Origin of the sequence: Aeromonas molluscorum (genome assembly GCF_051376105.1) — a bacterium.
Taxonomy (GTDB): Bacteria; Pseudomonadota; Gammaproteobacteria; order Enterobacterales; family Aeromonadaceae; genus Aeromonas; species Aeromonas molluscorum.
The window spans coordinates 500045-515175 of the sequence record NZ_JBPQCY010000001.1 but is presented as its reverse complement, the minus strand read 5'-3'; the positions used below and the strand labels follow the sequence as shown (position 1 = coordinate 515175).

Sequence of the window (15131 nt, the reverse complement as noted above, 5' to 3'; positions counted from 1 at the left end):
TCAATGAGAAGGGCGACCCATGGTCGCCCTGTATTGTCTCTTCGTGTGCCGCAGCTAGCCTGCCATCAGAGCAGATTTTCGAGCTGATATTTCTTGAGCAGTTTGTCGAAGGTGCCATCGGCCTTGACACTATCGATGGCTGCGTCAAACGCCCCCTTGAGCTTGTCGTTGTTTTTGCGCAGCGCCACTGCCACCCCTTCGCCCAGGATCTTGTCCTGGGTGCCATTGAACTGGGGACCCACGAACTCAAACTGCTTGCCCATCTCTTTTTCGAGGAAGCCGACCTTGAGCTGCACCATGTTGCCGAAGGTGTAGTCGGCGCGGCCGGACTGCAGATCCAGCATGGGAGACTGTGCATTGACGTAGCGTTTGATGCTGGCCACATCGCCATAGCGTGCCGTGATGAAGTTATCCTGGGGGGTACCTTCCTGCACGGCGATCACCTTGCCCTTGAAGTGGGCCGGATCATCGCTGAAGTCGGCGGCCTTGTCGCTGCGGCCCACGAAGCGGTTTTGCATCATGTAGTAGACCTTGCTGAAGTCGACCTTCTGGCGCCGCTCATCCGTGATGTTCATGGAGGACATGATGGCGTCGTATTTACGTACCTGCAGGCCCGGCAGCAAGGCATCCCAGGGTTGGTTGATCACCTCGCACTCGGCCTTCATTGCGGCGCACAGGGCGTGGGCCAATTCGACTTCGAAGCCGCCTACTTTGCCGCTGCTGTCGACCATTTCGAAGGGGGGATAGGTGGCATCGGTGGCGATCACCAGGGGTTTGGCGACAGCCTGGCCTGTGGCGGTCAGCGCCATCAGCATCATTATTGCATTGAGTTTCATGGTCAATCCCTTGAGTGTGGCGTCATGCGCATAGTCGTGAGTATTTAACGTGGGTCGGCTTCATGGGCCGACGCTTATCTTGCGATGATCGAGGGCTGGCAACTGGCGACGCAGTGTGCGCTGGGCGGCCAAGTCCAGGGTGGCGATGGCCATCCCCTGACCCTCTTCGATCCGGGCCAGGATCCGGCCCCAGGGATCGATAATCATGCTGTGGCCGAAGGTGCGGCGTCCGCCCGGGTGATGTCCACCCTGAGCCGATGCCAGCACGAACGCCAGGTTTTCCACCGCCCGAGCCCGCAGCAGCAGCTCCCAGTGCGCCTGTCCCGTGGTGTGGGTGAAGGCGGCGGGCAAGGCGATGAAATCGGGCGCAGGCCCGAGCCGGAATAGCTCGGGGAAGCGCAAATCGTAACAGATCCCAAGGCGCAGCTGGCCCCAGGGCAGGGGATGGCTCACCACCTCCCGGCCCGGGCTCATGGTCGCGGCCTCGTCATACTGCTCCTGCCCGGTGCAAAAGCCAAACAGGTGCAGCTTGTCGTAGCGGCTGGCGAGCTGCCCTCGCGGGTCGATAAGCAGGCTGCTGTTGTGCATCTTGCCGGGCTCGTCGCTTACGAGCGGCAATGTGCCCGCCAGTAGCCAGATCCTGAGCTCCCGGGCCAGCCCCTGGGCCCAGGCCAGCAGAGGGTGATCGCTCACGGGGGCGGCCAGGGCAACCCGCGCCCGCTCGTCGGCGGGCATCAGGTAGAAGTATTCCGGCAGCTGGGCAAACTCGGCCCCCTCGGCCGCCGCCTGGCGCAACAGGGCCTCGGCCTGGGTCAGGTTGGTGGCGAGGCAATCCCCGGACACCATCTGCAACACGGCGACACGCACTGAATCCATAGTGCCTCCTAGACGCCGCATAGGCGCTCGGCGCCGGCCAGCAGGGTGTCATCATCCTTGGAGAAGGAGAGGCGAATGACCCGTTGATCCGTGCCGTCGTGATAGAAGGCCGAGACGGGAATGGTGGCGACCCCGTGATCGCGGATCAGGCGTTGTACGAACAGGCTGTCGGCCTCGTCGCTTACCCGCTCGTAGCTGGCCAGCATGAAGAAGCTGCCCGCCGAGGGCAAGAGGGTAAAGCGTGACTCGGCCAGGGCCGAGACCAGCAGGTCCCGTTTTTGCTGGTAGAAAGCGGCCAGCCCCTGATAGTGAGCCGGTTGCTGCAACAGGTGGGCAAAGCCGTACTGCATGGGGGTGTCGGCGGCGAACATGGCGAATTGGTGCACCTTGCGGATCTCCTCCATCAGCGGGCGGGGGGCCACGCAGTAACCCACTCGCCAGCCGGTGACATGGAAGGTCTTGCCAAAGGAGAAGACGGCGACGGAGCGCTCAATCAGCTCAGGGTAACGGATCACGCTCTGGTGCAGGGCGCCATCAAATACCACATGCTCGTATACCTCGTCAGAGAGAATGATGATATCGGTGCCTCGCACCAGGCGGGCGAGCCGCTCTTGATCCGCCGCCTGCCAGATGGTGCCGGTCGGATTATGGGGGGTGTTGAGCACTATCATGCGGGTGCGGGGCGTGATGCGCGCCGCCACCTCATCCCAGGGGATAGTGAAATCCGGAGCCTTGAGGGCGATGACCACAGGGGTGGCGCCCTGCAACTGGATCATGGGGCGATAGCTGTCGAATGCGGGCTCGAACATGATCACTTCATCCCCTGGATGAACCAGAGCCGTGATGGCGCAGAACAAGGCTTCGCTGGCACTGGCGGTGATGGTGATCTCCTCGCCGACATCATAGGTGTGGCCATAGCTGGTCGCTATCTTGGCCGCCAGTTGTTCGCGCAACTCGGGCAGCCCCGTCATGGGTGCATATTGGTTTTCACCCGCGAGCATCGCCTCGTGGGTCACCCGGATGAGCGCGGGATCGCAGGGGAAGCTTGGCGCTCCCTGAGAGAGATTGATGCTGGGATGGCGCGCGGCAAGATCCCCAATCACGCTGAAGATGGTGGTACCCACCTGGGGCAGTTTGCTGATGATACGGGGAGAAGACATGACGCCATCACCTGAATGTGTGGAAGATGTCTCTGTTTTAGCGCCCTGAACCCTTGCCCGGCAAAGGATTATTCGGCATGGTATGCATGAGTTTTTCTCAAGCATGGAGGCTTGTATGTTAACGACCCAGCCGCGTAGCCAGTTGCCCCTGTATGGGTTGCAAGTATTCGAGTGCGCCGCCCGTCATCTGAGCTTCACCCTGGCGGCCGATGAGCTGTGTGTGAGTCAAGGCGCCGTGAGCAAGCAGATCGCCCAGCTGGAGGCACGCCTTGGCCATCTCCTCTTCCTGCGCGGCACCCGCTGCCTTAGTCTCACACCGGCCGCCGAGCGGTTGCTACCTTTCGTCAGCGAGGGGCTAGCCCGCATGGGGGAGGGGTTGGGCGCCCTGCAAATCTTGCCGCGCCAACAGGCCATCAGCATCAAGGTGCCCTCCTGCGCCAGCCGCTGGTTGCTGCGTCGGTTGCAAGACTTCGAAGGTGAGGCGGTCGAGGTACGCGGCAGCCATAGCCATGGCATCGACTTTGCCCGCGAGCCGTTCGATCTTGCCATCGTCTATCAACCCACTCAGGCCCGGCTGCTTCACAGCCAGCCACTGTTTCGAGAGCGGTTGACCCCCATCTGCACCCCTGCCTTTGCGGCTAAATACCAGTTGTTTGAACGCCCCATCACCGATCTGCTGGCACTGCCGCTACTGCATGCCAGTGCGGACAGACGCGACTGGCGGAACTGGTTCGCCACCTTTGTCGAAACGCCCTGGTTGCCTCAGGGAGGGCAGCTATTTGATACCCTGGATTTGGCGATGAACGCAGCGCTTCAGGGTTTTGGTCTCTCCCTTGGAGACCCCACCATAGTGGCAGAGGAGTTGGAGACAGGTGCGCTGGTAGCCCCCTTTGCCCCCATACTCAGCACGGATCATGAATATGCCCTGCTGGCTCGCCCCGACAGCCAGCAGCCTGGTGTGCGTCAGGTCTATCAGTGGCTACAGGGGGGGCCTCCTCATCCCTGACATTTTTCGTCGAGCGCGCTTTACAGACGCCAAAAATACTGTATAAAATCACAGTATCAACATGAGAGGTGCTTATGCGTCTGGAAATCATCATCGACAGGAAAAAACAGGTCTCCCCCGATACCATGGCCGCCCTGGAGCAAGAGTTGCTCAAACAGTTGGGCCGTCGCTTCCCCGATATCCAGGTGCGGGTGGCAGGGGGCAGCAACATGGCGCTCAACATCACTCGGGCCAGCAAGGAAGATAAAGTGCTGGTGGAAGAGCTGGTACAGGAAGTGTGGGAAAACGCCGAGAGCTGGCTGCCGGAAACAAGCGCGGCCTGATAGGCCTCGCCATCTCGGATGAAGCATGGCGCTGCTTGGGCGCTGATGTTCCCGGTGCTCGTTATTCGTGCGTTGCGGGTAGGGAGGCCTAGAGGCCGGCCCACCGCTTGAGGCTATGCTCCTGCACCCGGCGGTTTGCCTGCAGTATGTCACCCTGGGCCTTGAGGCTTCTGAGTACGGCTGGCAGGGCGGCATCTACCTCTGCTTGGGTCATGCCGGGAGTCAAGGCCGGGTGGTAAGCCATCTTGAGCAGTAGATAATCGAGCCCGGTCAGGAAGCTGTCGGTGCTGCGGTCATTGAAAATGGAGGGGAAGACGGCATCCGAGTCATTGGGCAGCCCCATGACCTGGGTTAACTCTTCCACCACACAATCGAGAAAGCGTCCCTGGTCGCGACTGGCATCGACCGGGATGATGATGCTGGCCCGGCGGATGGCGCCTTCCTGGTCGGTGACATAGTTGGCGATGCACAAGCCATCGGCCAGGGCGGCCTGGATCGAAGGACTTTGCCCCATCAACTGTCTGGCCCAGCGCGTCACCTGCGAGCGACGGGTCATTACCAGGGTGAGGTTGGCTTTGGATGGATCCTGGACCAGCGTCACGCTGTGACCCGTGATATGACTCAGGTGCGCCGCCTGGATTTTCACCACGTCAGCTTGCAGCGGTTTGTCGCCGACTTCGTTGACAAGCCGGATCCGCACCGGCTGGCGCCAGCGGTTGAAGTGATCCTGCCCCTTATCCTGATACTCCCGTTTGAGTGCCACCTGATGAAAACTCTCCACCAGATAGGCATCCTGTTGCCAGCGCTCCAGGGCCTGGGCACTGTGCAGGGCAAGCAGTAGCAGCAGGCCGCTCAGATATTTCACTGGGCTCCCTTCTCCAGATCCCGCCAGGTGAGCCAGAGCCGCAGATCAAATTCCAACTGGTGATAATCGGGCTCCATGTGCTGGCAGAGCTGGTAGAAGGCCTTGTTGTGATCCTTCTCCTTAATATGTGCCAGCTCATGCACCACGATCATCTTGAGAAAGGCAGGGGGAGCGGCCTTGAACAGGGCCGCGATGCGGATCTCGTTCTTGGCTTTGAGCTTGTTGCCTTGCACCCGGCTGACATAGGTGTGTAGACCCAGGGCGTCCTTGATCACGTTGATCTTGCCATCGAAGATCACCTTGGCCAGGGGCGCTGAACTGCGGAGGTAACGGTTCTTGAGATCCATGGTATAGGCGAGCAGGGCCTTGTCATTCTGGATGCTGTGGCTGTCGGGGTAGCGTTTGGCGAGAAAATCGCCAAGCTTGCCGCCCTCGATCAGCTGCAACACTTGGGCCTTGAGGGACTCGGGATAACCGCCGAGATAGGTCAGTGCCGTCATGGAACTCCTGTCGGGTCAATGGGACAGATAAAAAGGACGCTCATTGTAGCCAATGAGCGTCCTTTTTTATATCCGGGCCTGTCAATCTCAACCAGCGCCGCCATTGGGAGCTCTTTGGTCGCTGGTGACGGTTCCCATCCGATCTCGTCATCGACTCAGTGGCGACGATAGAGACCGGGATCCACCTCGCTGTAGTGCGTTTGCAGATAGCGGTAGAAAGCCTGAGTGGAAGGCGAGGATGCAGGTTTGAGCCCCTCCGCCAGTTTCTCTGGCTTGGCAATGATGAACTTGGGCTGCTGGCGCCGCAGATCCTGAAGCACACGCTCGCGCACGTCATAGGGCGGGTTGACGTTGCTGAAGAAGAGATAGGCAGAGGCGGGCTGGCGATCCGTCCAGAGGTAATACTGAGGTTGAATGGCATCGACCCAAATCTTGTCCTGAGGGGTGGTCTCGGCCAGGATACGATCGACTCGCACTTGAGCGGCGGCATTGAAGGGGCGCCCCTTCTGGGTGCCCTCCCAGGCGTTGTTGATCATCAGGGCCAGCATGGCCAGGCTGGCTATCCAGGGGGTGGCGGAGCGTACATCCCAGGCCCGCCACAGGGGGAGCAGGATCAGCACGGGCAGGGCCCACAGCAGGCTGGCACCCAGCACTTCGCTTACCCTGTCCAGGCTCCACTCCTTGTTGCTCCAGCCAAACACCAGTTGCTGGGCCAACAGCCAGCTGGCGGTGAGTACCACCAGCGAGATGCAGAACAGACCCATCAGATCGCTCTGGCGCTCGCTGCGATCGAGCAGGCAAGCAAGCGGCAGCAGCCCCAGTTGCAGATAGAGCACATCATAGTGATCAAACACATGACCCGAGACCGAGTTGGCAATCAGGGTGAACAGCACGCCGAACAGGGTGGCGAACAAGGCGGGCAGATGCCACTCCTGACGTCGGCTCAGCATCAGCAACACGAAGGCGGGCAGCAGCATGATGAGGCCGGTACGCAGCAGGCCAACCGCGCCTACGTAGATGGAGAAGCCGTTGCCATAGCTGCCTTCGAAGAAGATATCGAAGGCGTAGTATTTGAATTCGGCCAGCAGCTGATGTTGCTGAAAATAGCCATAGAGGGGGGCGCCGATCAGTGCCAGTCCAAACAGGCTGGAGAGCAGCAACAGCAGGGCATCACGCCACTGCTCGCGCAGACACCAGCAGAGGAACAGGGTCAGGTACCAGGCTCCCCAGAGGGCTCCGTTGTTGGCACGCATCCAGGCGACGATGGCAAAGGTGAGCCCGGCCACCAGGGCTGGCCACCAGCGAAACTCCTTGTCCAGCAGCAGGGCGATGAAGGCCCACTGGGCGATCAGTGCCAGGTGGAATGTCCAATCTTCCGTCATGTTGCCGTAGTAGTAACGGGTGCCATAGAGCGCCAACACCGCCAGCATGGCGCCCAGCCTGGCCTGAAATGAGAGACCGAGCTGGTTGAAGGCCTGCCAGCTTGCCAGCAGGCCGAGCCAGCACAGGGCCAGCTCCAGCAGCCAGATACCGCGAAAGCCGTCCAGCTGGTAGCCAAGGGCATCCAGGGCGAAGATCATGGGCCCCTTGATGTCTATCATGTCGCGATAGAGTATCCCCCCCTCGGCCCACATCTTGCCCATCACGGCAAAGAGCGAGGCATCGAAGCCCGGGGCCATGTCGTAAAACAGGGGGTTGCGCAGGCAGAACAGGCAGGCGATGAGCCCGGTCAGCAGGACAGCAAGGGGCTGCAGCGGCGGGTTGTTGCGCGAAGAAGAGAAACGAATGAAGTGATTCATGAGGCCTGGATCCTTTGCCTGAGCATGCGAAAGCGGGCCTATCTTGCCGAGCCCGCGCCCCCGATGCAATGGGGGCGCGGGCCGGAAGGAAAATAATCCCGCTTACCGGGCCACTCTTAGGGATTCTCGAACTAAAAACAGCCACTTATCACAGGTTAGTGTGCGTTTGGCTCCGCGCCAGTCGCTCGCCTTCTGGTCGATCCCCTGTGAGTCAGCTCAATCGGGCACAGCGCCAGCCCGGTAGTGGATCAGCGGCGCCGGGGCAGGCAGCTCCGGGTGCTGGCGTGCCCAGCGAATGAACGCATCGGCCAGGGTAATGCCCAGCTCCTGGTTATGCTGGGTCAGGGTGCGGGCGAGCGCCGTATATCCCTCCTTGCCAGACGCCGTGTAGGCGCTTGATACGCCACGATAGACGCTATTGGCTTCCACCGGCTGCCAGTGGCCGGGGGCGGCCTCCCATTCCAGCTGGCGGATGCGCTCGCCCTTGGGCAGCGCGGCCAGATAGTGGAAGCGGATCCCGGCGGTGTAGGGGAAGCTGCCGCTGCCATTGCCGACCAGGCCATTGTCGGTGGCGTTGTCGATGGCACCTTCCAGCGCTTCCGCCAGCTCATGACCGTGCACCCGGTAGAGGGTGAGGGGGATGGCGAAGGGCAACAGTTGACCGGCGATGTCGGCCTCGGTGAGCGGGCCTTGCTCGAGGGAGCAGCGCACGCCGCCGCCGTTGTGGAGCGCGAAATCGACCTGCCCGACCTGCTCGCGAGCCCCGGACAACATGGCCGCGGCAACCAGCGGTGCGACCTGGCTGCCATGGGGCAGCTTGGCATCGGGGATCCGTTGATGCAGCAATGGTTGGCCCAGCCGGGTGACCACCTTGGCTGCCATCTCTTCGAGGGCGGGGCGGTAGCGGCGCGCCATGTGATCTTCGATAAGCGCGTCCGGCTCACAGAAGGTCAGGTTGGCTGGCACCTGGCCCTGATAAGGCCAGGGTTGCCAGGGCAACCACTCTATCTGTCCCTTGCTGGCAATGACCCGGCCCTGGCCATCGAAGCTGAGCTCGCAGACCCCCAGGCTTTGGGCACTGTGGCCTGCGTGGAGCAGCGCGACGCCATTGATCATCAGCGGATAATCCCCCTCGCTTGGCAGACCCAGCTGCGTGAGATCCCCAAGCAGGCTGTGGGTATGACCACCAATGATGAGGCTCAGTGCGGGGAAACGCTCGGCCAGCAACTTGTCCTGCTCAAGACCCAGGTGACTGAGCAAAATGATGTGATGTATGCCTTGGCTGCGGATATCGCCGAGGTGGCGGGTCAGGGTCTGGGCCACGCCGTGAAAGCGGGTATGTTCGTCCGGATTGGCGATGGCCGCCATCTGGGGAAGCGTGATGCCGAGCAGGGCAAAAGGTATTCCCCCCAGTTCGCGTACCAGCCAGGGCTGGCTGACATCATGGAGATGAGGCAAGCCGCGCAGCGGGAGCGGGCAGTCGACTGGCTCCTGGCTGCTGTCCAGGTTGGCGGCCAGCACAGGGAAATCCAGCTGACGCAAAAACTCAACCAGAGGGCCGTTGCCCAGATCGAACTCATGATTACCGAGCACCATGGCATCGGGGGCGAGCAGGCTGAGCAGGTCCGCATTGGCGCGACCCTTGAAGCGGTTGAAATAGAGCGAGCCCTGGAAGGTGTCTCCCCCGTGCAGCAAGAGGCTGGGGATGCCTGCGGCTGCGGCATCGCGGCGCAGTTGGCGCACTCGGGTCAGCAAGCGGGCATAACCGCCGCTCTGGCACAGCCACTGGGCCTGCCCCGGTGGGCTGAAACGTACTTGGGCACCATCGAAGTGGGAGTGGCAGTCACTGAAATGGGCAAGTTGAACCGTCATACTCATATCGGTCCTCCTTTGGGGGAAAGAAGGGGGAGAGTCTACCTTAGGTGCGGGAGGGGATGCCAGCCCGGCCCTCCATAGGGCCGGGCTGGTCAGGTTAAGCGGGTACCATGATCTGAGTGGCAATCAACACCACGGCCAGGCCAACGGCGACCGGCACCGAGGTACGCTTGACCACCTCGAATGGCGAGAGATTGGCCATGCCCGAGCAGGCAACCACCACCCCTGATACCGGCGATATGGTGCGGCCCAGGTTGGAGGCTTGCAGCATGGGGATCACCAGATAGGCGGGGTTGATGCCAAGGCTGGTGGCCAGATTGGGGATCAGCTCAACGAAGGCGTAGAAGGGGGCATTCCCCGACCCTGTGGTGAAGGCCGCCAGGGTGGTGATCACCACCAGGGAGAGCATCATCACCATGCCGCCGGTACCGAGATCCTGCGCATGCGCCAACAAGGTGTCGATGAAACCTATGGTCATCAGGCCTTGGGCAAAGACCCCGGCACCGACCAGCAGCATGACCACGCCGGCAAAGGCGTCGGCCATATGACGCCAACATACCTGCAGGCCATCGAGCAGCCCCTTGCCATCCCGATGACGGGCGAGCTCCAGCAGCGCGGCCAGGGTCAGACACATGACGATGATGGTGACGATGTCGAGCTGGGGACCCAGCTTGCCATCGAAGATCAGCACCCCGATGATGGGTGCAAACGGCAGTATGGCGTAGAAGGCGGGGGCGTTCGTGATGAGATCGCTGGCCGCCACTTTCTCGTTCACCTCACCGGAGCGGCGGTCCAGATAACGCTGCCAGAAGAAATGGGCGACCGCCATGCAGGCGATGGCGATCAGCGAAATGGGCAGGGTCAGCTTGAAGGCAAAGTCGAGCAGCTCCATGTTGGCGGCCTGGGCGGCTATCACCACATCTCCCGAGGTGGGAGAGAGAATGATGGCGGCGGGGGAGGCGCACACGGCGGCGGCGGCGCCCCGGGAGATGCCCATATTGACCATCAGCGGGAACAGGGTCGCCATCAGCAGTACCCCAAGACCGGTGGCCGAGCTGACGGCCAGGGACATGGCACAGGCCACCAGGTAGGCCGCGACCAGCAGCACATAAGGGGACTTGATGACGCCAAGGGGCTTGCTCGCGATTTTGACCAGTATGGTGTTGGCACCTATGTGGCTCATGTAGCCAGCGAAGCCGCACAGCACCATGATCAGCATGCCCAGACCACCGCCTCGGCTATTGAGCAGGAAGCGGACATATTCAAAGATGTCGGTGATCACGTTGCCCGTGCTGGGTACGCTGGCAGGCAGCACGGGTTTGCCGAGCAGGGCCGTGATGGCCAGCAGCATCAAACCACCGCTGAGCAGTATGCCGGTGGCAGAGTAGCCCTTGAAGATGCAGCGACCCACGATGAGGGTCACCAGGGTGCCAATAATAAGTTCAACCATATCCAGGTTCCTGTTGGTAAATGGAGGCTAAGTGCGGCCCTGAACGCCAGAGGCACGGCACTACGGAGGTGGGTATTCGTTCGGTTGGCGCTAATGTAACTAGCAAATTAGTCTGCAATGTTGATTAAGGTCAGCAAATCATGGTGCTATATCGGCTCATTACCAGTGAAATGATGAAAGTGGGTCATGCCGCACATATTTCTTGCCTCACCCTGGTTGCGGTGAAAATAGAGTATAGAGAGGGCTGCAAGTTGCGAAGATGAACGGCAGGTATCATGATGAGACTTGCGCAGGGCGCTAGTTAATTAATATATTGATTATTCATCATATTCACACACCAGATGGCAACGATGAGGCGGCGTAGATCACCATGGGCAAGTTGTACAACCTGGCTTGGGGACTGAGTCTGCTGTGGACCGCCGCTGTGGGGGCCACCCAGGCCCATTACACCGGGGTCAAGATAGAGCCGGACATCCGGGTCGACTTCCAGTTTTACAAGGTCAAGGGCGCCACCATGCAGGCGGCCCTGGCACAGGCGTCCAGCATTGGCCCCAAGGGAAGCCTTGGCCAGCAGGGGCTCGGCATGGCCAGCTATCAGCTCAACTGGTCCATGCTGGCCTATCCCCTGGCCGGAAACTGCAGTCTCAACGGTGTCAAGGTAACGACTCGCATCAAGGTGATGGTGCCCGAGTGGGTCAACAAGTCCCAGGCCAGTGTGCGTGAGCAGCAAAACTGGAACATCATGGTCGGGGCCATGCTCGACTACGAGAGTCGTCACAAGGACATAGTGCAAGAAACCGCCAGTGCCATCGGTTTCAAACTGTCGCAACTCCCCCGCAGCAATGACTGCGCAGCTTTGCGTCATCAGGGCGATCTGCAGGGGCAGGCGCTGCTGGCCCAGGCCAAGTCCCGCTTCGCCCGGCTTGCCGAGCAGACCGACCATGGCCGCAAGTTGGGGCTGAGCTGGCCTTTCAATCCTTGAGGCGAATGACTCACTCCTCTTTTTTCATGGGATGAGCGGTCAGGTCAGATAACGGACGCCGCCAGTGGGTCAACCCGCTGGCGGCGTTTGGTTTTATCGGTTTCCTTGAGCGAACTCAGCGCACTGGCTTGCCCTTGAGCCACTTGCGCACCCAATAACGGGCGGGATGCAGGGCGGCCAGCAGATCCTTGGCCAAGGGCAGGGGATCGCCACAGATCTCGCTGGCGAGCAGTTCGCCGCACAGTGGCGCCGAGCAGAGCCCGCGTGAGCCCAGAGCCCCCAGCACGAACAGGCCTGGATAGAGCGGCAGCGCGTGCTCGGGACGCGCCTTGAGCGCCAGCGTCTCCAGTTCGCTCAGGGCCTGGACCCGAGCCACGGGCCCCACCACCGGCAGATGATCCCGACTGGCGCAGCGCACTCCGACCCTGGCGTCATTGCTGCTGATATCCACCTCGGCAGGCCAGCTCTGATCCGGCAGACAGGCTTGCAATCTCGCCTGGTTCTGTACCTGTTCGTCTGCGCGAAATGCCAGATCGCTCTGGTTACGGCCATAGCTGGCGCCGATACAGTGCTGGTTGTTGTGCGCCGGGGTGAGGTAGCCATCGTAACAGAGCACGGTTTTCAGCTCGCCCAATGTTGCCGTGCTCGGCACATGGCTCACCTGACCGCGCACCGGGTAGAGGGGCAGCTCGGCAAAGGGGAGCAGGGCGGGCAGTTGATGACCGGCTGCGACCACCAGATTGGGGGCCTGCCACTGGCGGCCATCGGCCGCGGTCACGTGCCAGCCATCGCAGTGCTCGTCGACAGTGGTGATGGGGGTGCCATATTCCAGTTGCAGCAAACCGCTTGCCTGCGCTTCATGTAAGGCGGCCCGGGTCAAGTCAGCCGGGCAGAGCCAGCCTCCCAACGGATAACTGACGCCACCAAGGCCCATGGGCAGGCCGCAGGCTTGCGCCACCTCGGCGTCGCTCAAGGGGCGCATCAGCTCGGGGGGGAAGGGACCTTGCGCCATCTTGCCCAGCTTTTGCGCCGATTTGTCATCAAAGCCCAGCTGCACCACGCCGCATAGATCGAAGGCGATGGGTTGCCGTTTGGCCAGCTGCAACAGTCGCTGGCGGGCGAAGCCGAAGGCGAGGGCATAGAAGCGTGACAGGGCGTCGTGTTCGCCACCTAGCAGAGGATACAGGGCACCCTGCCGATTGCCGGAGGCGCCGGTCGCAGGCTTGTCATCTTCACACAACAAGGTGACGCGTCGGCCCCGCTCCACGAGCGACAGTGCCGTCATGGCCGAGGCGATGCCCCCTCCGATGATGAGAACCTCGCCGGGGCGCCCTGCGGGGCGGGCGTAGCACGGGGCCAGGCTCGGGGCATCTTGTTTGCCCTGGCGATAACCGGCCAGCATGGTGCGCTTGTTGCCATGGCCCCTGACCTTGTCGATGTGAAAACCAGCGTCAATCAGACCGCGGCGCACGAAACCGGCGCAGGTAAAGGTGGCGACGCTGGCACTGGGGCGGGCGAGCCGGGCCAGATCGTCAAACAGCGCCTGGGTCCACATCTCGGGATTCTTGGCCGGCGAGAAGCCATCCAGATACCAGGCATCGATGAGGCCATCGGCGGGGCAGGGCCACTGGGGCAGGGCGTCTTTGATGTCGCCGAGCCAGAGATCGAGGCGCACCCGGCCCCCTGCAAACAGCAGGCGATGGCACCCCTCGACCGCCAGCGGCCACTGGGCGACCAAGTCGGCGCTGAAGTCGGCCAGCTCGGGCCAGACGGCGAGGGCTTGGGCCAGATCGTCTCTGGTTAGGGGGTATTTCTCGACGCTGATAAAGTGCAGATGCGAGCCGTTGCCGGCTTGGGGGCCATGTTCCAGAAAGGCGGCCATTGTGGCCAGGAAGTTAAGGCCGGTGCCAAAACCTGTTTCACCCACCACAAAACTGTCACTGTCATGATGGCAGAATCGTGCCGGCAGGCCATTTTGCAGTAAAAAGACGTAGCGGCTTTCACTTAGACCGTTATCATTGGAAAAGTAGACATCGCCGAAGTCACTGGAAATCGGAGTTCCCGCTTCATTCCAGTCTAATTGGGCATGATGTAAGGATGTTTGACTCACGTTTTCCTCTGCTCGCGTCACTTAATCGCGGGCATTCTACGTGAAAGCAGACCAGTTTGGCAGCCGAAAGCGGGTAGACTTGGTGCCAGTTTTTCCAGACGAGATGAATTAATGAGAAGAGTAGTGATCACCGGTATCGGCGTCATCTCCAGTATCGGCAACAACAAGGAAGAAGTGCTGGCCTCCCTCAAAGCAGGTAAATCCGGCATCACCTATTCCGAGCAGTTTGAACAATACAACCTGCGCAGCCGTGTCTGGGGCAACATCAAACTCGATCCCTCTGAGCTGATCGACCGCAAGGTGATGCGCTTCATGGGTGACGCTGCTGCCTATGCCTATCTCTCCATGCAGCAGGCCATCGATGATGCCGGCCTGCCGGAAGATCAAGTCTCCAACGAGCGTACCGGCATCGTGGTCGGCTCAGGTGGCGCTTCTGGCAAGAACACCTCGGAGTCTGCGGACATCGCCCGTGAGAAAGGGGTCAAGCGTGTAGGTCCCTACATGGTGCCACGCACCATGTCTTCCACCACCTCAGCCTGCCTGGCGACCCCCTTCAAGATCAAGGGTGTGAACTACACCATCAGCTCTGCCTGCGCCACCTCTGCTCACTGCATCGGTCACGCCATGGAGCTGATCCAGCTGGGCAAGCAGGACATTGTCTTCGCGGGCGGCGGTGAAGAGCTGGACTGGTCCTCGACCATCCAATTCGACGCCATGGGCGCCCTGTCCACCAAGTACAACGACACCCCTGAAAAGGCGTCCCGTACCTATGATGCGGACCGTGATGGTTTCGTTATCTCCGGTGGCGGCGGCATTCTGGTGGTCGAAGAGCTGGAACATGCCCTGGCCCGTGGTGCTCACATCTATGCCGAGCTGACCGGTTACGGCGCCACCTCCGATGGTTACGACATGGTCGCACCGAGTGGTGAAGGCGCTGTGCGTTGCATGAAGATGGCGATGCAGGGTGTGGGTAAGGTGGATTACATCAACACCCACGGCACCTCCACACCGGTTGGTGACATGAAGGAGCTGGAAGCGATCCAGACCCTGTTTGGTACCACAGGTCCCAAACTCTCAGCCACCAAGGCCATGACGGGCCATGCCCTGGGCGCCGCCGGTGTGCACGAGGCCGTTTACTCCCTGTTGATGATGCAGCATGGCTTCATCGCCCCCAGCATCAACATCGAGACCCTGGACGAGAAGGCCGTGGGCCTGCCCATCGTACGTGAGTACGAAGAGGCGGATCTCAATACCGTCATGTCCAACAGCTTCGGCTTTGGCGGTACCAACGCCTCCCTGGTATTCAGCAAATTCAAGAGCTGAATCCCGCCGGGATGAATAGCAGAAGG

General features: G+C 61.0%; 13 protein-coding genes. 4 read left to right on the top strand and 9 right to left on the bottom strand.

Going from position 1 to position 15131, the window contains the following annotated elements; translation table 11 throughout:
• Positions 1-65: 65 nt before the first annotated feature.
• Genes ACSMDR_RS02435 through ACSMDR_RS02425 form a run of 3 tightly spaced genes read right to left on the bottom strand, consistent with a single transcriptional unit; the run spans position 66 to position 2872 of the window.
• The gene (locus ACSMDR_RS02435) at positions 66-836 is read right to left on the bottom strand and encodes a transporter substrate-binding domain-containing protein (protein ID WP_005909332.1); all 771 of its coding nucleotides are present in this window, start codon (positions 834-836) and stop codon (positions 66-68) included.
• Positions 837-896: 60 nt separating this feature from the next.
• Positions 897-1712, bottom strand: a complete 816-nt coding sequence (locus tag ACSMDR_RS02430) for a carbon-nitrogen hydrolase family protein (protein WP_436466908.1) — start codon at positions 1710-1712, stop codon at positions 897-899.
• 8 nt (positions 1713-1720) lie between these two features.
• Positions 1721-2872, bottom strand: a complete 1152-nt coding sequence (locus ACSMDR_RS02425; RefSeq protein WP_436466907.1) for a methionine aminotransferase — start codon at positions 2870-2872, stop codon at positions 1721-1723.
• A gap of 115 nt (positions 2873-2987) precedes the next feature.
• Between ACSMDR_RS02425 and ACSMDR_RS02420 the strand changes: the two genes are divergently transcribed.
• On the top strand, positions 2988-3878 hold the full coding sequence (locus ACSMDR_RS02420; RefSeq protein WP_436466906.1) for a LysR substrate-binding domain-containing protein: 891 nt from the start codon (positions 2988-2990) through the stop codon (positions 3876-3878).
• A 74-nt stretch (positions 3879-3952) separates the two neighbouring features.
• Positions 3953-4201, top strand: a complete 249-nt coding sequence (locus tag ACSMDR_RS02415) for a DinI-like family protein (protein WP_005906260.1) — start codon at positions 3953-3955, stop codon at positions 4199-4201.
• Positions 4202-4289: 88 nt separating this feature from the next.
• On the opposite strand, the gene ACSMDR_RS02410 is transcribed toward ACSMDR_RS02415, so the two are convergent.
• From ACSMDR_RS02410 to dcuC, 5 genes are all read right to left on the bottom strand, one after another.
• Positions 4290-5066: a DUF2927 domain-containing protein gene (locus ACSMDR_RS02410; RefSeq protein ID WP_436466905.1), complete on the bottom strand. Its 777-nt coding sequence runs from the start codon at positions 5064-5066 to the stop codon at positions 4290-4292.
• A complete protein-coding gene (locus tag ACSMDR_RS02405) occupies positions 5063-5566 on the bottom strand; it encodes a M48 family metallopeptidase (RefSeq protein WP_436466904.1) in 504 nt (167 codons plus the stop codon). Before ACSMDR_RS02405 ends, ACSMDR_RS02410 begins: the two co-directional genes overlap by 4 nt.
• A 155-nt stretch (positions 5567-5721) precedes the next feature.
• Entirely contained in the window at positions 5722-7365 is a 1644-nt protein-coding gene (locus ACSMDR_RS02400; RefSeq protein ID WP_436466903.1) for a hypothetical protein, read from the bottom strand.
• 216 nt (positions 7366-7581) lie between these two features.
• Entirely contained in the window at positions 7582-9243 is a 1662-nt protein-coding gene (locus ACSMDR_RS02395) for a bifunctional metallophosphatase/5'-nucleotidase (protein ID WP_436466902.1), read from the bottom strand.
• Between the two features lie 94 nt (positions 9244-9337).
• Positions 9338-10690 (bottom strand): anaerobic C4-dicarboxylate transporter DcuC, encoded by a 1353-nt coding sequence (gene dcuC / locus ACSMDR_RS02390; RefSeq protein WP_436466901.1) that lies wholly within the window; start codon positions 10688-10690, stop codon positions 9338-9340.
• A 370-nt stretch (positions 10691-11060) separates the two neighbouring features.
• Here dcuC and ACSMDR_RS02385 point away from each other — a divergent pair, with 370 nt between their 5' ends.
• Positions 11061-11672: a DUF922 domain-containing protein gene (locus ACSMDR_RS02385; protein ID WP_436466900.1), complete on the top strand. Its 612-nt coding sequence runs from the start codon at positions 11061-11063 to the stop codon at positions 11670-11672.
• Positions 11673-11787: 115 nt separating this feature from the next.
• Here the strand turns inward: ACSMDR_RS02385 and mnmC are convergent, their stop codons facing one another.
• The gene (mnmC, locus tag ACSMDR_RS02380; protein ID WP_436466899.1) at positions 11788-13803 is read right to left on the bottom strand and encodes a bifunctional tRNA (5-methylaminomethyl-2-thiouridine)(34)-methyltransferase MnmC2/FAD-dependent 5-carboxymethylaminomethyl-2-thiouridine(34) oxidoreductase MnmC1; all 2016 of its coding nucleotides are present in this window, start codon (positions 13801-13803) and stop codon (positions 11788-11790) included.
• 90 nt (positions 13804-13893) lie between these two features.
• Here mnmC and fabB point away from each other — a divergent pair, with 90 nt between their 5' ends.
• A complete protein-coding gene (gene fabB, locus ACSMDR_RS02375) occupies positions 13894-15105 on the top strand; it encodes a beta-ketoacyl-ACP synthase I (RefSeq protein WP_436466898.1) in 1212 nt (403 codons plus the stop codon).
• The last annotated feature ends 26 nt before the right edge of the window (positions 15106-15131 follow it).